Below are 19231 nucleotides of genomic sequence, written 5' to 3'. Positions count from 1 at the left end.
TTTAACTAATATTGTGAAACAAAATCTCAAAAATTAATTATGAAAAACCTAATTTTATTTTTTTGCTTAGGTCTATTTAGCCTAACATCTATTGCTCAAAACGATCTTCCTAATGTAGATGTAACTTCTATTGATGGTAAAAATGTAACACTTAAAGACGCTACCAACAAAGATGGAATAACCATTATTTCGCTTTGGGCAACTTGGTGTGTACCTTGCTTAAAAGAGCTAGATGCCATTAATGACTTGTATGATGAATGGCAAGAAGAAACAGGAGTTGAGCTAGTAGCTGTTTCTGTTGATGACAGCAGAACTGTAAAACGCGTAAAATCTATGGTAAATGGTAAAGATTGGGATTACACTGTTTTATTAGACACCAATAACGATCTTAAACGTGCGTTAAATGCTTCAAGTATTCCGCTTACAATTCTAGTTAAAAATAATAAAATTGTATATGAACATTCTGGTTACAGTCCTGGTGCAGAATTAGAATTGTACAAAAAAATAAAAGAGTTGTCTAAATAATATTCAACTAAAAACTCCCGCTTACAACTAACAACCACTTATAATGAAAAAATTAGTTATTCTAGCTACGCTATTATCAAACCTCTACTTTATAAACGCTCAAGAGACTGGCTATTTTTATGGAGGATTAGAATCTAATTCGCAATGGCTTCAAACGGACAAAGGCATTAATTTCCAAGCGCCAGAAGATCAATTTAGAGCCAATAATTACATTTTAATGAATTACAACCTTGGTAAATTTACCGCTGGTGCTCAATATGAATCCTATTTACCATCTGCCTTATTAGGTTACAGTCCAATATATGACAATCAAAATAATGTTGCCACTTATTACTTTAATTATAAAGATGAAAGTTTAGATATAACAGCTGGCTATTTCTATGAACAATTTGGTAGTGGATTAATATTACGATCTTGGGAAGACAGACAGTTAGGACTTAATAATGCTTTAAAAGGATTAAACATCAGGTTTAATGCTACTAAAGATTTAAGCCTTAAAGCTGTTTTTGGAAAACAACGTTATGGCTTTGAGGAGTCTGCAGGTACAATTCAAGGTATCGATGCTGACTTAAGCCTAAGTGGAGCTTTAAATATTGAATCTATTGATATACAATTAGGTGCTAGTTATGTTGGCAGAAACCAAGACACTGATGGCAATGAAGCACTACCAACTACTGTTGGTGCATATGGAGGTCGTTTAGATTTTATTATAGACAACTTTTACGCAGGTGTTGAAGCTATTGTAAAAGATCCTGATGTTATTGTAAATGAAGAACAGATTTCATCCAACAAACTTTATGACGGAACAGCTTTACAAGTTAACGCAGGCTATGCAAAAAAGGGATTAGGAGTAAATGCTACATTTAGACGTCTAGAAAACTTTAGCTTTTATTCAGACCGCTTTGCCGAAGGAAATATTTATAACCAACAAGTTATAAATTACGTACCTGGCCTTACCAAACAACAAGATTATCTTTTAACAAATTTATATGTTTACAATCCGCAATCTAGATTAATTATAGAGTCATTTGACCAACGTGCTGGTGAAGTTGGTACGCAATTCGATTTGTTTTACTCCTTTAAAAAAGGAACCATTTTAGGCGGTAAATATGGCACAAAACTAGCCGCGAACTTTTCTTATTGGGGAGGATTAGATGCTGAATATAATATTGAAAACCGCTGGTATAAGGCTAAGTTTATTGGCAAAGGTCACCAACTGTTTAGAGATATTAATTTTGAAATAAAAAAGAAATGGTCTAAAAAATGGAGCTCTGCATTTACATATCAAAATGTCATTGTAGATAAAGGAATTGTTGAAGGAGGACCATTAGGAAACAAAACCATATTAGCAAACATTGGTGTCATTGAAGCCACTAGAAGATTTGATGATGGTAAAGCTGCGCGTTTTGTTGTACAACATTTATGGAGTGATGACGATCGTAAAAATTGGGCTGCTGGAGTTATTGAGTATAATTTTTCTACACGTTTAGCTGTTTATGCTGCTGACAATTATAATTATGGTGGAGAAAACAAAACCCACTATTACAGTGTTGGAGGAAGTTATAGTAAAGGCAATACAAGATTAGGTATTAATTACGGAAGACAAAGAGGTGGATTAATATGTATAGGAGGTGTATGTAGATTTGTACCAGAAAATACAGGTCTAAGTGCAAACCTTACTGTTGCATTTTAAGTTCATCCGAAAAAATAACACTTAAACGGTATTTAAAATTAAATACCGTTTTTTTTGTGCCATATTTTTGTGGCAATTAGTGATTTAGTTATCTTCAAAGCAGATTTTTACAAATTAACTAACTTAATTCACTAACACTATGATTAAAAAAATTACTCTCGCATTTGTGCTTTGTTTTGCTTTTTCGCAAATATCTAGTGCGCAAATAGTACTTTCAGAAGGCTTTGAAGGCGCTACTTTTCCTCCTACAGGTTGGACTTCATTTATTGGCACCAATGGACTAGGCACTGTTAACAATTGGATTCAAGCAACTGCACCAAACACTGGAACTTATGCAGCTGCAAATCAATATGAAAATGTTACAGGAGGTATCGCAGAGGATTGGTTAGTAACTAGCCAAATAGATTTATCAACTTCTACAAATACTGAATTACTTTTTTATTCAACACAAACTTACAGTACTGCTGAATATGGCTCAACTTATGAAGTAAAAGTTTCTACAAGTTCTCAAACTACACATGCAGACTTTACTACTGTTGCTAGCTATACTGAAACTACTGTTGGTAGTGGATATACTCTTCAGTCTGTAGATTTATCAGCTTATGATGGCATGACGATCTATATTGCATTTGTACATTTTAATGATGATGGTGATAATTGGATCATTGATGATGTTCAGGTGAGATCACCATACAATTTAGATGCTGTTTTAGATTTTGTTGACTTAGATAGATATTCACTTATTTCTGCGGACAACGAACTATCTATGGATGTATATAACAATGGTGCTAACACAATCACTTCACTTGATATTTCTTGGAACGATGGGACAAATAATTATTCTGATAATTTCAGTGTTAATATTGCATCTGGTGAGACTCAAACGATAAATCACACAACAGATATAAATTACAGTACTATAGTTGAAAAAGATATTACCGTAACTATTGATAACGTTAATGGTACTGCAGATGGAGATACCTCAAATAACAGTTTAGACAAACAGTTTAACACAGTATCGCAATCTGGAACAAAAGTTGTATTTATAGAGGAAGCAACAGGCACGTGGTGTGGATGGTGTCCAAGAGGAGCAGTAGGTCTAGATTACATGACCTCAACATACCCAAACACTGTTATTGGAGTTGCAGTACATAATGCAGACCAAATGTCAGTTGCTGCATACGATAATGGCATTGGACAATATATTGCAGGATATCCTAGTGGTGTAGTAGATCGAAAATATGGTGATGTTGATCCTTCTCAAACAACTTTGCAAAGTGCATATGATTTTCTAAACACAGAAACTGTACCTGTTGATTTATCTGTAGGTGCAACTCAATCTGGTAATACTTTAACTATTTCTGCTAATGCAAATTTCTACACAACATTTAGTGCTGCTAACTTTAGGTTAGGCGTAATAATATCTGAAGATGGAGTTACTGGAATAGGTGATGGTACAAATGATAACAACTTAGATTACGATCAAGTTAATTACTATTCTGGTGGTGGAAATGGTGTTATGGGAGGTTACGAGAACTATGGAGATCCAGTTCCTGCAACCCAAATGATATATAACCATGTAGGACGAGCTCTATTAGGTGGTTTTGATGGCCAAGCAAACTCTGTACCTTCAGTTATTAATGATGGTGATAGTGCCTCATATGATTTCACTTATTCAATTCCTTTTACAAGCGAACAAGCTAATATGCATATCGTAGTTGTTCTAATAGACGCTACAGATGGTAGTATTGTTGGAGCAAAACAAAGTAGTATTGCTCAGGCTTTAAGTGTAGAAGAGGTGTCTGGAATCAGTTCAATTAAAATATATCCTAATCCTGCAACTGACAAACTTAATGTTGCTTTCCAAGCCGGAAATGGGGACTATAATATCACAGTAACAGATATGCTAGGTAGAACAGTAATTAATAACAATTACGAAGGATTATTTGGATCTCAAAACATTGAGTTACCTGTATCTCAATTAAATGCTGGTCATTATATAATGAATATTAACGACGGAAACGGATCATATAGTTCTAAGTTCGTAGTAAGCAAGTAATCTATAAATTATAATTTAAGGGAAGTTATTCAAAAAATACTTCCCTTTTTTCTATATTAGAAATATCTTATCTTTGATAGAATATTTCTAATTTCAAATTTACCAAAATCAAAATACTATGAAAAAAACACTACTTTTAATAAGTTTAGCTTTCGCCAATTTCGCTGCACATGCACAATTTGACGTTAAAGATAGCAACGAGAACTTAGTCACAGATGGACAATCCTTAAATTTTACTGAAGCAGGTTGTGCTTACTCGGATCCTTGTAACTGGAAATTTAAAGTAACTAATACATCAACTGAAGATATTTACGTTAGAATATTTGTAGATAACCTTGTTGGCACTGACGGTTCTGCTTTTCAACTTTGTTTTGCTGGTCAGTGTTATAATAATATAATTTTAAATAATGGATACCCAGGCACAGCTGCTATGATTGCACCTGGAGTAACTAATAGTGCTGGAAATAATATCTGGAACCAAAATGATAGTGCTACTACCACTGCTATGAGTTGGACGTTTAGATTTCAGGCATTTGATGCAAGTGGATTTACAGTTGGAACTCCATTATCGGTAACCTATAATTACACACCTGCTTTAAGTGTTGACGACTCAGAATTATCTACCTTAGAAGTTTACCCTACAAGTACTAAAAATGAGTTGAACGTAAATTCTACAGAAGATTTAACTGCTGATTTTTATGACCTTTTAGGAAGAAATGTAAAACAAGCAAAAATTGTTTCTGGTGGAGATACAGTTAATATTTCAGATTTATCTGCTCAACCATATATTGTTCGTTTTACCAACGAAGAAGGTGAGTCTATTACTAAAAAAATAGTTAAGCAATAAGACACTTAACTTTCCTATTATAAAAAACCGTCACAATAATTATTGTGACGGTTTTTTTATATATGACTAATAAATCTATAACTAAACTTTATATTTTAATGGTAAATGAATTACTTTTTTAGTTTCAAAAAAGGGTTCTTCAAAATAATCTGAAAGTAAAAAAGCTTTTACCGTTTTATACTGCTTTAACTCTTCTGTTAGATCTCCACCTTTTAAGTACAAGATGCCATTTTTTAATTCGTTTTTCTGAGTTCTAGCAATTTTACCTTTTACCCAAGTGGTAAATTCTGGCATCGTAGTAACAGCTCTACTCACAATAAAATCGAAGGTTTCGTCAATAGCCTCTACTCTACTATGAGTAGTTTTCACATTAGTGAGTTCAATGGCTTCACAAACAGCATTTATAACTTTTAATTTTTTATTAATACTATCTACTAAATGAAATTTGCATTCTGGATACAAAATAGCCAATGGCACGCCTGGAAATCCTCCTCCTGTACCAACATCTAATATTGAAGAGCCATCTGTAAAATTCATGACTTTTGCAATCCCTAAAGAATGTAGAACATGTTTTAAATAGAGTTCATCTATATCTTTACGAGAAATTACATTGATTTTGCTATTCCAATCTTTGTATAATTCTTCTAAAGATTCAAATTGTTGAATTTGAGTTTCGGTTAAATCTGGGAAGTATTTTAGGATTAATTCCATTGCTAAAAAGTTTGAACAAAAATACTCAAATTTAAGCTGTATAATTTAACCTTAATCGATAATGGTTGCTTTTTATTTATTAACTATCTTTGTAATGTTATAATGAATTAAAATCCCTTACGTTATAACAATAAATAATACATATTCTAATGGCACAACAAACAGTAAAATTCTCTAGAACAGATTCAGCTAAATTCTTTAGAACCCTTAACAAACGCGTTAACAATTACTTCAAAGAAAATAATATTAAAAAAACAGGAAACTGGAAACTTTACATAAAGGCTATAGTAATGTTTACATTATTACTTGGACCTTTAGTTGTATTGTTAACTGTGGATAATATACCTGGATGGTTACAAATTATATCAATGATGGTTATTGGTATTGGCATGGCTGGAGTAGGTATGAATGTTATGCACGATGCTAACCACGGCTCTTTTTCAAGCAAGAAATGGGTAAACAAATTGATGGGAAGCAGCATACATATTTTAGCTGGTAATGATTACAATTGGAAAGTACAGCACAACGTATTACACCATACTTATACTAATATCCAAGGACATGACGAAGATATTGATGCAGGGAGAATTATCCGTTTTTCTAAACATGCTAAATGGTTAAAAATCCACAAATATCAAAAATATTATGCCTTTTTATTATATGGTTTACTAACCGTAAATTGGGCAATTACAACAGATTTTAAACAAACATATCAATACTTAAAAAGAAAATTATCTTATGGTGATTTCCCTAATCCTGCAACGCAATGGACAAAGTTAATTATTGGTAAAATATTATACTATTCTATTTGGGTGGTTTTACCTTTGGTTTCAGGTTATGCGTGGTGGCAAGTTTTAATTGGCTTTTTAATTATGCATTATACAGCCGGAATAATTTTAAGTGTTGTATTTCAATTAGCACATGTAATGCCAAATACAGAAATGCCATTACCAGACGAAGAAGGTAACATGAAAAACACGTGGGCAATTCACCAGCTATTTACAACGTCTAATTTCTCACCTAAAAGTTGGATTGTAGAGTTCTATACTGGTGGTTTAAATAGACAGGTTGAACACCATTTATTCTCAAACATAAGCCATGTTCATTACAAAAACATAGCAAAAATAGTAAGAGAAACTGCACATGAATTTAGCTTACCATATAACGAATACAATACGATGTGGAAAGCCATTACAGAGCATTATCAGCAATTAAAACAATTAGGTAAAAAGCCAACTATGGCTTAATACAATTCTCAGAATAAAACCAACAGAATCACATGAATCAACTTTCGGATAGAATTAATAACCTAGCCACATCAGCTACGCTTGCCATGGCAGCAAAAGCTAGAGAACTGCGCGCAGAAGGAAAAGATATTATAGGACTAAGCTTAGGGGAACCAGATTTTAATACTCCAGATTTTATTAAAAATGCTGCTATTGAAGCCATTAACCAAAACTATAACAGCTACACACCTGTTGATGGTTATGTTGAGTTGAAAGAAGCTATTATAAAAAAATTTAAACGCGACAATAATCTTAATTATACATTACCACAAATCGTAGTTTCTACAGGAGCTAAACAAGCCTTAGCTAATATTGCTGCTGTTATGTTAAATCCAGGAGACGAAGTTATTTTGCCTTGTCCTTATTGGGTGAGCTATAGTGATATTGTTCAATTAAGTGATGGAGTTCCTGTAGAAGTACAAACCTCTATTGATAACGATTTTAAAATGACAGCAGAACAATTAGAAGCTGCCATTACACCAAAAACTAAAATGATTTGGTATAGTTCGCCATGTAACCCAAGTGGTTCGGTGTATAGCAAAGCCGAATTAAGAGCATTAGCAGATGTTCTACAAAAGTATCCTAACATTTATGTGGTTTCAGATGAAATTTATGAGCATATCAACTTTAAAGGTGGTCATTTTAGTATGGCTGAATTTGAAGATATGTACGACAGAACAATCACTGTAAATGGAGTATCTAAAGCTTTTGCAATGACAGGTTGGAGAATTGGCTATATCGGAGCACCAGATTGGATTGCAAGAGCCTGTAATAAAATGCAAGGTCAAATTACTAGTGGTGCAAACTGTATTGCACAACGTGCCACGATTACAGCATTAGAAGCAGACCCTTCTAGTATAAAGTATATGGTTGATGAATTTAAAGAAAGACGTCAACTTATATTAAGTTTATTAGGTGAAATTGAAGGTTTTAAAACCAATGAACCTGAAGGCGCATTTTATGTGTTCCCTAATATTTCTTATTATTTTGGAAAAACTATAAAAGGAAAAACTATTAATAATGCCTCAGACTTTTCTTTGTTCTTATTAGAAGAAGCCTTGGTTGCTACTGTTACAGGAGAAGCTTTTGGTAACAAAGATTGCATTAGAATTTCTTATGCTGCTTCTCAAGATGATATTAAAGAAGCGATTAAACGTATAAAGACTGCGTTGAGTTAAAAAATTATTTTCTCTTTTTATAAGAAACCTTTCAAGTTATTAAAACCTGAAAGGTTTTTTTATTTAGCTAAAAAATATAAAAGCAAGCCACCTAATACAATAATAAAAGTTACGGTTGTTTTTAACCAAATCATTTGATTTTCCTTTTTCAACTTATTCTTTATTTCTAATAAATATTCTGGCGTTGCTTCAGGAAAACTATATTCAACTTTTCTATGTTTATTATAGCCACCAAGTGTTTTTCTAAATCGTTTAGATTTATCAAGCATAATGCTCTTGTTACTTTTTACAGTACTAATCATTGATTCTCCTAGTGGCATAATTTAATATTTAAATTGTTCTAAGAAATTAATAAGTTAACAATTCCGTTATTCCTTTTGCAGATTGCAAAAACACATATACAAGTCCCATAAACAGAATTACTGTTAGTGCAATAACTTTTAACATTCTAACCTTACGTTCTTCTTTCAATCGCTTTCTAATTTGATTAAGCTGCTTGGTTGTTGCTTTTGGCAAATTATATTCCGTTTTTTCTTCGCGATTAAAACCACCCAATCTATTTTTTAATCTATCCCGTTTAGAAAGTAAATTCAAGTTATTTCTAACACTTGTATTCATTGCACTTGCAGACATAGTTTCTAAAATTTAAAAGGTGAAAATAAAATAGCATCAACGTAAATTGTTTTATGCTATGGCAGCTGTAAAAGGTACACATTAGTGTATCAGTTGAACGTTCCGAATTATTAATACGATATTTTAAAACAACGCGATTAAAGCTATGGCAAAAACAGATAATTTTAAGATAGCAGCAGTATGATTTACCGTATTAAGTTGAGAAGCTTTTAATCGCTGTCTAATTCCAAATATCGATTTTGAAGATGATTTACTAAAACTATTCTTAACAACAGATTTGTAATTAGAATTTAATAAGCCTTGAGTTCTAAAATGATTAACCTTAGTGGGTTCTGGTACAAATTCTAATTGATGATTGATGACTAATTCCATGATTGATGATTTTAATTGGTTATACAAATAAGACGCGTAACCATTACAAATGTTACAACTTGTTTGTTGAGAAACAATAAAACTAAATCATAAAAATCACGGAAATATTAATGAGAATATAGGCTAGATATATTTCAAAAAAAAATTAAAATTATTTTTTTTCTTTGACCAAAGCATAGATAAAAAGTCCCAAACCTATAGATTTGAATATTAAAATTAATAGATTAAACTTGAAGTTATTTAGAAAAAGCATAACAGAAGCTGCAATTATAAATATTGCTGCTAATAATTTAGTTTTATTTACAACCATATATAAATAACAATTATCGATTTCTCCAAAAGAAAGGTGTCAACAAAATTAAAACTGTAAACAATTCTAATCGTCCAATAAGCATTAAAAATGAAGCCCACCATTTACCTAAAGGTGGTAATGCAGAATAGTTATTTACTGGTCCAAAATCTCCAAAAGCAGGTCCAACATTTCCTAAACTCGATGCTGAAAGCCCAATGGCTGAAGTAAAATCTATATTAAACATAGAAAACACAAGTGCGCCTACAATAAATGATAGCATGTATAAAATAAAGAAACCTAAAACATTAAATACAATATCCTTAGAAACGGATTTTCCATTGTAACGTACTGGCAAAATAGCATTGGGATGCAAAGCACGTTTAAATTCTATAAAACTATTCTTAATTAAAATCAACTGACGCATCACTTTGACTCCACCAGAAGTACTACCTGCAGAACCACCTAAAAACATCATTCCGAAAAAGAACACTGTTAAAAAAGGAGTCCACAAGGTGTAATCTGCAGTTACAAAACCAGTCGTTGTAACAACACTTAATACTTGAAATAATGCATGTCTTATTGCACTCTCGCCTTCTCCTAAAACCATCGGATGATCTATAGAAGAAATTGATATATCTGCTTTAAAATAGATTAGCACTGCCGCAATTATGGTAAAGACTGCAATAAAGGTAAAGTACAATTTAAACTCTTCATCTTCTAAAATCTTAGAAACCTTGCCTTTAAACAAGTAATAGCTTAACACAAAATTTGTACCCGCTAAAAACATAAAAAATATTATAATATACTGTATCGCAGGATTATCATTCCAATAAGCCACACTTGCATTTTTAGTAGAAAAACCTCCTGTAGACAAGGTACTCAAGGCATGATTAATTGCATCGAAAAAAGACATGCCAGCAAACTGTAAAAGAATGGTTTCTGCTACAGTATACCCAACATATATTAACCATAATCGCTTTGCTGTATCTGTAATTCTAGGATGTAATTTATCTCCGCCAGGACCTGGAGCTTCGGCTGCAAATAACTGCATACCTCCAACTCCTAATAATGGTAAAATGGCTATTGCTAAAACAATAATTCCCATACCACCAATCCAATGGGTTGTACTTCTCCAAAATAAAACTCCTTTTGGCACAACTTCAATATCATTTAAAATACTAGCTCCTGTGGTTGTATAACCAGACATTGTTTCAAAAAAAGCATCTGTAAAAGATGGAATAGCCTGAGTAACTACATAAGGCAGTGTACCAGAGAGTGACATTACTATCCAACCAAAAGCAACCACAATGTAACCTTCGCGCTTATTCATTTCCTTGCGATGGTCTTTTGTTCTATACATAGCAAATGCACCTAACAAAAGTGTTGTTAGACCTGCCAATAATAATTCTAGGGTTACACCATCACTATAAATGAGACTTATTAATGTTGAGATAAGCATAAAGCCACCATTAAACAATAATAGCAATCCAAAAAAATGAAAGATAATTTTATAATTGAGTTTTATACGAGACATAATTTCTATTTCAGTTAAGAGAAAAATGTTTCTACTTCAGAAATAGATCGCGGCAAACAACAAACGACCACACGATCTCCAGCTTCAACTTTAAAGCTTCCTAACGGAATTAATCCATTTCCATCTCTAATTATACCTCCGATAATAGCCGATTTTGGGAATTTCAAATCTTTAATCAACTTATTTGTAATTTTAGATTTAGGTTTTACCACAAACTCTAAAAGCTCAGCATTCATATTGGTAAGCTTAGTCATTGCAACAACCTCACCTTTTCTAATGTATCTAAAGATATTATTTGCTGCTAAAAGTTTTTTATTAATTAAAGTATCAATACCTATAGATTGGGATAATTGATAATAATCCATATTCTCTACTAAAGCAATAGTTTTCCTAACACCTTTAGACTTAGCTAAAAGACAAGACATAATATTAGTTTCAGAATTACCTGTTACAGCTATAAAAGCATCCATATCAGATATATTTTCCTCCTCTAAAATATCTACATTCCTTCCATCACCACAAATCACCAGAGCATTTGGTAAAATTTCCGCTAAATCCTCTGCAACACTTCTCTTACTTTCAACAATCTTTACATTAAACTTACTATCGCAAAGATCTTTAGCTGTCTTATACCCTATTTGGCTTCCGCCAAGTATCATTACGTTTTTGATTTCAGCTTTCACTTTTCCGGATAAATCAAACAATTCTTGATCACCACCTTCGCAAGTCATAAAAACAACTTTATCTCCTTCTTTAAAAATAGTATCTCCTCTTGGTATTATAGTATATTGTGTACCTAAACGTTGAATCGCTATGGGTATAAAATGTAACTCAGGATATATTTCTGCTGCTTCTTTCACGGTCTTATCTACAAAAGTAGCTGTTCTAGATAATCGCAAACCTAACATAGTTAATGCACCTTCTTCAAATTGATAAGTATCATTAAAACCACCATATTGATTTAACAATAATTCAATTTCAGAAGCAGCTAAAGATTCAGGAGAAATAAGCTCATCAATACCAAATTTTGAAAACCCTACAGTTTCTTTATTATCTATAAATTCTGTATTAGAAATTCTTGCAATCGTTCTTTTAGCACCTAATTGTTTTGCTAAAACACACGCTGTTATATTTGTAGTTTCAGAAGACGTTACTGCTATAAATAGTGCTGCTCTGTCAATCCTTGCATCTCTTAAAATAGAAATCGATGTTGCATCGCCTCTTATAGTTCTAATATCCAAGTGTTCACCTGCATACGCTAAACTATCTTTTTTTGTGTCTATTAAAGTGATTTCTTGAGACTCGTAAGACAACAGTTTTGCCAAATGAAATCCAACCTCACCTGCACCTGCTATAATTATTTTCATTTTATATACTTGAAATAAAGATGCAAATATACTTATAAGTTACAAGTTAATATGTGCCTAAAGTATTTTAAATAATATGTATAACTATAAATTACAAATTATTAAGTCTCTATTGCCTAAAGGAATATCACAAAAAATGGTGTTTAAACTCAATTTGTAATTTCACATTTAATATTGCATCTCTAATTTATTTGCATTTTTTCCTAAAAAAGAAGACCATGGTAATCTAAACTTTAAATACTTACCTCTTTATGAACTTATAACTAATCCGTATATTTGCCAAAAATTTTTATGGCTGAAAAAGTAAATCCATACAAGGACAGTGACCAATCTAAAAAGGTTCAGGTTACAAAAATGTTCGACACCATTTCTAATGAATACGATGGTCTAAACCGAGTAATATCATTTGGGATAGATGTAAAATGGAGAGAAAAGGTTGTAAAGCTGGTTGCTAAAACTAATCCTGAAAATATCTTAGATATTGCTACAGGAACAGGTGATTTGGCTATTAACTTAGTATCTACTAAAGCAAAAGAAATTATTGGTTTAGACATAAGTGATGGCATGTTAGAAGTTGGTCGTAAAAAAATTAAAGCTAACCAACTAGACAATATTATCTCTATGGTAATTGGTGACTCTGAAGATTTACCTTTTGAAGCTAATACTTTTGACGCAATAACCGTATCGTTTGGAGTTCGTAATTTTGAAAATCTTGAAAAAGGACTTTCCGAAATTCTAAGAGTGCTAAAACCGAATGGTATATTTGTAATTCTAGAAACTTCAGTGCCTACAAATCCAATTTTTAAAGCAGGTTACAATTTCCACACAAAACTAATTATGCCTACAATAGGAAAACTGTTTTCTAAAGATAAAGTAGCTTACACTTATTTAAGCGAATCAGCTTCAGTTTTTCCTTATGGTGAAGCCTTAAACAATATTTTATCTAAAATTGGGTTTATAAATGTGAAACATGATCCACAAACCATGGGAGTGGCTACAATTTACACAGCATCTAAAGCATAATATGAAGCGAATATTTGTCCTTTTAGTATTTTTAATAGCATTTCAAAGCGTATCTGCACAGCTTTTCACAAAAGAAAAAGTAGCAAATAACCCAGACAATATAGACCAAAAGCTTTTGTCTTGGGGTTATTTTATTGGCTTTAACCAATATGATTTTAATTTCGATTACAATGAGGATCTTAAAGATATCCTTGTACAAAAATCGTTTGGATTTCATTTAGGTCTTGTGGGTGATATGCGAATTAATGACTATCTCAATTTAAGACTTGAACCAGGAGTGTTCTTTACTACTAGAAATTTAGAGTATGATGAAAGTTATTTTGAAGGCATGGAGTATAATGACTCTGATCTACTGAGAGAAGTAAAATCAACCTATGTACATATTCCATTATTATTAAAGGTTTCAACCAAGCGCATTAACAATTTTAAACCGTTTATTATTGGCGGTATTTCAACGGCACTCAACCTTTCTAGTAATCAAGATAACCCAAATGATAATAGCGCAGGTGAATTTAGAATGTCTAAAAACACATATTTCTACGAAATAGGATTTGGAATTGATATGTACCTACTCTATTTTAAATTCACACCTTCAATTAGAGGAGTTTTTGCCATGAATGACGAATTAATAAGAGATGTTGACCCTAACAGTCCATGGACAGGTAACGTCTCTAAAATGCAAACTAGAGGAGTGTTTATTAATTTTACTTTTCAATAGAGCGTCGCTTAAACTCGCTTAATATTATAGCCGTGGCATTGGCCACATTTAAACTTTCTGTCTTTTTTATTTTACCAAATTGAGGAATAGTCACTTTTCTGGTCACTAAGGTTTCAATACACTCAGATATCCCATTAGCTTCATTGCCTAAAACAATAATACCTTCATTTGGCAACTCTGAAGTATAGATGTTTTCTCCATCTAAGAATGTTCCGAAGACTGTTGTATTTTGGGTTTTTAAATAGGCATTTAAATCTAAATATTGTACATTAATACGGGTTAAAGATCCCATTGTTGCTTGTACTACTTTTGCATTATAGCAATCTACCGTATTAAGACTACAAATTAAATTTGTAATACCATACCAATCGCAAAGTCTAATTATAGTTCCTAAATTTCCTGGATCTCTAACATCGTCTAAAGCCACAATTAAACCAGTGCTTTGCGTGGTTTTTTGATTGGGAATCTCAAAAATTGCTAATGCTGTGTTCGGATTTTTTAACGCGGATATTTTTTTTAATTCAGCTTCTGAAATTTTTAAAACTAATTCTTCTGGAGCATCAAAAATTGGTTGCGTTGTATAGAGGTTTTTTAACTTATAATCTGAATCTAAAAACTCAGAAATCCCCTTTATACCTTCAACAATAAAAAGGTGTTCTTGCTGCCTGCCTTTTTTTTGACCTAAACTTTTAATTAACTTTATTTGATTCTTTGATAACATAAAATGTCTTTACATTTGTTTAGACGATATACCTAAAAACACAAAGTAAACGTTTTTTGATTTAATAGCGTTTCTAAATTAAAGTGACTATACTATTTCTTATGAAGAAATGGTATTATTTTTGTTTCATCAATACAAATAAAATAAGATATCTCATTTTGAGTTTACAACGTTTCACTATAAAAACATTCATTAACAACAAATTGCTGCATCACAGTGTAGCTCTTATGTTGTGTGTATTGATGCTTAGCTCTTGTAATATTGTAAAACGTGTAAAAACGGATGAACATCTTATTACCAATAATACCATTTTAGAAGATGGCAAAAGAATTACTAGCGAACGTATTAATAATATTGTTGTGCAACGCACAAATTCTGGTATGCGACAGTTTTTGAGCTTTCCACTGAAGCTATACATTTATAATCTTGCTAGACCCAATATAGATTCTATAATAAATGCAAACATATTAAGTGATTCTTCTAAAGTTAAAAGGAGAACAGCACTACTTTCAAAAAAACAATTTGATAAACAAATAGACTCTAAACGTAATTTTAATGCGTGGCTAAAACGTACAGGTGAAGCTCCTGTAATTTATAATGAAGATAAAACTATAAAAACAGCTAGTAATCTAAGAAAATACTACCACAGTAATGGATGGTTTAATAACAATATAACTTACGAAGTTGAAAAAGACAGCAATCAACTAGCACAAGTTACTTATAAAGTTACAAAACATAAACCATATGTTTTAGACTCTATAAAACCTAATATCAGCAGTCCGGCTATTGATTCTCTATACAGTACATTTAGTAAAGCTTCATTATTAGTAAAAGGGGAACAATACAATGAACTCAATTATGAAAATGAACGCGATCGTATAAATACATTTTTACGGAATTCTGGTTTTTATCATTTTGGACAAGATTATATCCGTTTTAAAATAGATACTATAGATACCAATCACAAAGTACATACCGATTTAATTATAGCAAACAGAACCATAAGAGGTGATGATTCTACTACAACAACGCAGTTTAAAGTTTATAAAATAAAAGAGGTTAATATTTTTACAGACGATAATTATAACAACCGAGAAAAAGCCATAACTGATACTACTACGTACAATAATTTTAATCTTTACAGTAAGGAAAAATTAAGATTTAAGCCTAAAGCACTAACTGATGCTGTATTTATTAACCAAGGAGATACATATAGTTATTTAGCACAAAGTAGAACATCACGCCATCTTAACGATTTGCAAATGTTTAGATATCCAAACATCGATTTTGTTGAAAACGAAGAAGACACAACTCTTACCGCAAATATATATTTAGAACCTAAAAAAAAATATGGTTTAAGTTTTGATTCTGATATTAACCAAAGTAATATTCAAACCATAGGGTTTTCATTTAGTACTGGTTTAAAAATTAGAAATATTTTTAGAGGTGCAGAAACCTTAGAGATATCTGGTGTTGCAGCTATTGGCGCTTCTAAAACCAGAAATGATCCTGAAGCTGCCTTTTTCGATATTAATGAGTTTGGTGGCAATATTCGTTTAACTATACCTAGACTTCTTAGTCCTTTTAATACCGATAAAATTATCCCAAAATACATGTCGCCAAGCACGGCTATGAATATATCCATGACGAGTCAGCAAAACATTGGCTTAGACAAGCAAGCGCTATCTGGTAACTATAGTTATAACTGGTATCCTTCTACAACAGTTACAAATACCTTAGAATTATTTAATGTAAATTTTGTAAAAAATCTAAATACTAGCAATTACTTTGGTGTATATACAAACTCTTTTAGCAGCCTAAATACTATTGCACAAGACAACAATTATATAGACAGTGATGAAAGTTTATATAATTCTGAATTAGACAGCCCATACTCACCTGCAGATGTGTTTATTAGTGATGTTTTATCTGGCGACGTCGTTTTATCTGATGACGATTACGATACCGTAAACACCATTGATGAACGTAAAGAACGACTAACAGAAAATAACCTTATTTTTTCTACAAGTTTCGATTATAAAAAAGATAAACGAAAGAGCATCTTTGATAATAATTTTTCAGTTTTTAAATGGAGAATCGAATTAGCAGGTAATTTACTTTCTACAATCTCAAATCTTAGTGGAGCTACTAAAAATGATGAAGATAACTATGAAGTTTTTGGAGTTGCTTTCTCTCAATACATCAAAACTGAATTTGACTATGTCAAATACGTAGATTTGGGCAGAAAAAATGTATTTGCATTTCGTAGTTATGCAGGTATCGCTATTCCGTATGGCAATTCTAATAGTATTCCTTTCGCAGAAAGTTTCTTTGCAGGAGGACCAAATGACAATAGAGCTTGGTCTGCTTATAACTTAGGACCTGGAAGTTCTAAATCTACCAACGAATTTAATGAAGCTAACTTTAAACTTCACTTAAGTGCAGAACAACGCTTTAGCTTATTTGGTGCATTTCAAGGAGCATTTTTTATAGATGCTGGTAATATATGGAATGTATTAGATAATGTTGAAGAAGAAGCTGCAACACTCACTAATTTTAGCTCACTAAAAGATATTGCAATAGGTTCTGGTTTTGGTCTGCGTTACGATTTTGATTTTTTTGTATTACGATTTGATGTAGGTTTTAAAACTTACGATCCATCTCAAAATGACAGCAAGCGTTGGTTTAGAGATTACAACTTTAGAAATGCAGTTTATAACATTGGTATTAACTATCCTTTTTAGAGATATAAATTCCGTCTTCACTTTAATTCTATTCTTAGTTTAAATTTCATAACCATTGAAAATAAAACCATAAATTCTAAAACTGTACTTTTATTTTCAACATATACATAAAACTTCGCATTTTTTAAAAACGATAACGTTTTCGGCATTTAATAATGAATTTCAGGTAATAAATACTCAAAAATTACGTATTTTTGAGTATTAAATTTACAATCTAAAAATTATGAGTCATAATATTAAACCTGGCGTAGCAACAGGTAAAGAAGTTCAGAATATTTTCAATTATGCTAAAGAAAAAGGCTTTGCCTTACCAGCTGTAAACGTCATTGGTTCTAACACAATTAATGGTGTTTTAGAAACTGCGAGAGATTTAAATGCGCCTGTTATCATTCAGTTTTCAAATGGTGGTGCGCAATTTAATGCAGGTAAAGGCTTAAGCAACGAAGGTCAAAAAGCAGCTATTGCAGGTGCTGTTGCAGGTGCAAAACACGTGCACCAATTAGCAGAGGCTTATGGTGTACCTGTTATTTTACATACAGATCACTGTGCTAAAAAATTATTACCATGGATTGATGGTTTGTTAGATGCAAGTGAACAACACTTCAAAGAAACAGGAAAACCACTTTATAGTTCTCACATGATAGATTTATCTGAAGAACCAATTGAAGAAAATATCGAGATCAGTAAAAAATACCTTGCGCGTATGAGCAAAATGGGTATGACTTTAGAGATAGAATTAGGTATTACAGGTGGTGAAGAAGATGGTGTAGATAATTCAGATGTAGATGATTCTAAATTATATACACAACCAGAAGAAGTAGCATACGCTTACGAAGAATTAAGTAAAGTAAGTGACCAATTTACAATTGCTGCTGCATTTGGTAATGTTCATGGTGTTTATAAGCCAGGTAACGTAAAATTGACACCAAAAATTTTAAAAAATTCTCAAGACTATATTACTAAAAAATATGGTGTTGAACATAATCATATCGATTTTGTATTCCATGGAGGATCTGGTTCTACAGTAGAAGAAATCAGAGAAGGTATTAGTTATGGTGTTATTAAAATGAACATTGATACTGATATGCAATACGCATTTTTAAGTGGTGTAAGAGATTATATTCAAGATAAAAAAGACTACTTACAAACTCAAATTGGTAATCCAGATGGAGACGATATACCTAACAAAAAATACTACGATCCACGTGTTTGGTTACGTAAAGGTGAAGACGCTTTTATTGCAAGACTTAAAAAAGCCTTCGAAGATTTAAACAATGTAGACACATTATAAATTTATTTATACCACAATTAAAAGACCCATTAAAACTTAAAATCAGAGTTTTAGTGGGTTTTGTTGGCTTATAAATATTCTAATTTTGAGATACTTTTCACAAATTTTGAGTTATATTTAATAAAATAGTAAGTTTGTACCCCTTGCAATTGCAAACTACAACTAACTAAAATAATAGATTTAAGATTAGTAAATCTAAAATTATAAACCTATCCTAAGCATAGTCTAAGGATCCAA

17 protein-coding genes are annotated in these 19231 nt (G+C 31.8%); 10 read left to right on the top strand and 7 right to left on the bottom strand.

Annotated features, from left to right (window positions below; translation table 11 throughout):
- The first annotated feature begins 39 nt into the window (after positions 1–39).
- The 4 genes from ACJJVO_RS16675 to ACJJVO_RS16660 all read left to right on the top strand — a co-directional run bounded on the left by ACJJVO_RS16675 (position 40) and on the right by ACJJVO_RS16660 (position 5124).
- Positions 40–525, top strand: a complete 486-nt coding sequence (locus ACJJVO_RS16675; RefSeq protein WP_405576159.1) for a TlpA family protein disulfide reductase — start codon at positions 40–42, stop codon at positions 523–525.
- A 43-nt stretch (positions 526–568) separates the two neighbouring features.
- Positions 569–2218 (top strand): DUF6029 family protein, encoded by a 1650-nt coding sequence (locus ACJJVO_RS16670; RefSeq protein WP_405576157.1) that lies wholly within the window; start codon positions 569–571, stop codon positions 2216–2218.
- A gap of 139 nt (positions 2219–2357) precedes the next feature.
- Entirely contained in the window at positions 2358–4277 is a 1920-nt protein-coding gene (locus ACJJVO_RS16665) for a choice-of-anchor J domain-containing protein (RefSeq protein WP_405576155.1), read from the top strand.
- Positions 4278–4395: 118 nt separating this feature from the next.
- Positions 4396–5124 carry a T9SS type A sorting domain-containing protein gene (locus ACJJVO_RS16660; protein WP_405576153.1) on the top strand — a complete coding sequence of 243 codons (729 nt, stop codon included), beginning with the start codon at positions 4396–4398 and terminating at the stop codon, positions 5122–5124.
- Between the two features lie 81 nt (positions 5125–5205).
- Here the strand turns inward: ACJJVO_RS16660 and rsmG are convergent, their stop codons facing one another.
- Positions 5206–5835: a 16S rRNA (guanine(527)-N(7))-methyltransferase RsmG gene (gene rsmG, locus ACJJVO_RS16655; protein ID WP_405576151.1), complete on the bottom strand. Its 630-nt coding sequence runs from the start codon at positions 5833–5835 to the stop codon at positions 5206–5208.
- Between the two features lie 149 nt (positions 5836–5984).
- Between rsmG and ACJJVO_RS16650 the strand changes: the two genes are divergently transcribed.
- Together ACJJVO_RS16650 and ACJJVO_RS16645 are read left to right on the top strand one after the other, a co-directional pair.
- Positions 5985–7082, top strand: a complete 1098-nt coding sequence (locus ACJJVO_RS16650; RefSeq protein ID WP_405576148.1) for a fatty acid desaturase family protein — start codon at positions 5985–5987, stop codon at positions 7080–7082.
- Between the two features lie 32 nt (positions 7083–7114).
- Positions 7115–8299 (top strand): pyridoxal phosphate-dependent aminotransferase, encoded by a 1185-nt coding sequence (locus tag ACJJVO_RS16645; RefSeq protein WP_405576145.1) that lies wholly within the window; start codon positions 7115–7117, stop codon positions 8297–8299.
- 59 nt (positions 8300–8358) lie between these two features.
- Here ACJJVO_RS16645 and ACJJVO_RS16640 read toward each other — a convergent pair whose 3' ends face one another.
- From ACJJVO_RS16640 to trkA, 5 genes are all read right to left on the bottom strand, one after another.
- Complete coding sequence (locus ACJJVO_RS16640) at positions 8359–8619, bottom strand: hypothetical protein (RefSeq protein WP_405576142.1); 261 nt, start codon at positions 8617–8619, stop codon at positions 8359–8361.
- Positions 8620–8647: 28 nt separating this feature from the next.
- Positions 8648–8932: a hypothetical protein gene (locus tag ACJJVO_RS16635; RefSeq protein WP_405576139.1), complete on the bottom strand. Its 285-nt coding sequence runs from the start codon at positions 8930–8932 to the stop codon at positions 8648–8650.
- Between the two features lie 123 nt (positions 8933–9055).
- Entirely contained in the window at positions 9056–9304 is a 249-nt protein-coding gene (locus tag ACJJVO_RS16630) for a hypothetical protein (protein WP_405576136.1), read from the bottom strand.
- 323 nt (positions 9305–9627) lie between these two features.
- Positions 9628–11130 (bottom strand): TrkH family potassium uptake protein, encoded by a 1503-nt coding sequence (locus ACJJVO_RS16625; RefSeq protein WP_405576133.1) that lies wholly within the window; start codon positions 11128–11130, stop codon positions 9628–9630.
- 14 nt (positions 11131–11144) lie between these two features.
- The gene (gene trkA / locus ACJJVO_RS16620) at positions 11145–12497 is read right to left on the bottom strand and encodes a Trk system potassium transporter TrkA (protein WP_405576130.1); all 1353 of its coding nucleotides are present in this window, start codon (positions 12495–12497) and stop codon (positions 11145–11147) included.
- 291 nt (positions 12498–12788) lie between these two features.
- On the opposite strand from trkA, the gene ubiE reads away from it, so the two are divergent.
- Together ubiE and ACJJVO_RS16610 are read left to right on the top strand one after the other, a co-directional pair.
- Complete coding sequence (gene ubiE / locus ACJJVO_RS16615) at positions 12789–13520, top strand: bifunctional demethylmenaquinone methyltransferase/2-methoxy-6-polyprenyl-1,4-benzoquinol methylase UbiE (protein ID WP_405576127.1); 732 nt, start codon at positions 12789–12791, stop codon at positions 13518–13520.
- Position 13521: 1 nt separating this feature from the next.
- Positions 13522–14238 carry a porin family protein gene (locus tag ACJJVO_RS16610; protein WP_405576124.1) on the top strand — a complete coding sequence of 239 codons (717 nt, stop codon included), beginning with the start codon at positions 13522–13524 and terminating at the stop codon, positions 14236–14238.
- On the opposite strand, the gene ACJJVO_RS16605 is transcribed toward ACJJVO_RS16610, so the two are convergent.
- Positions 14225–14959, bottom strand: a complete 735-nt coding sequence (locus ACJJVO_RS16605; RefSeq protein WP_405576121.1) for a TrmH family RNA methyltransferase — start codon at positions 14957–14959, stop codon at positions 14225–14227. The genes ACJJVO_RS16610 and ACJJVO_RS16605 overlap by 14 nt on opposite strands.
- A gap of 158 nt (positions 14960–15117) precedes the next feature.
- Here ACJJVO_RS16605 and ACJJVO_RS16600 point away from each other — a divergent pair, with 158 nt between their 5' ends.
- Positions 15118–17703, top strand: a complete 2586-nt coding sequence (locus ACJJVO_RS16600; RefSeq protein WP_405576118.1) for a BamA/TamA family outer membrane protein — start codon at positions 15118–15120, stop codon at positions 17701–17703.
- A gap of 223 nt (positions 17704–17926) precedes the next feature.
- Positions 17927–18994 (top strand): class II fructose-bisphosphate aldolase, encoded by a 1068-nt coding sequence (gene fbaA / locus ACJJVO_RS16595; protein ID WP_405576115.1) that lies wholly within the window; start codon positions 17927–17929, stop codon positions 18992–18994.
- Positions 18995–19231: the final 237 nt, after the last annotated feature.

Source organism: Winogradskyella sp. Asnod2-B02-A (genome assembly GCF_045063645.1).
In the GTDB taxonomy this organism is placed as follows: domain Bacteria; phylum Bacteroidota; class Bacteroidia; order Flavobacteriales; family Flavobacteriaceae; genus Winogradskyella.
This window is presented reverse-complemented; position numbering and strand designations above follow the sequence as displayed.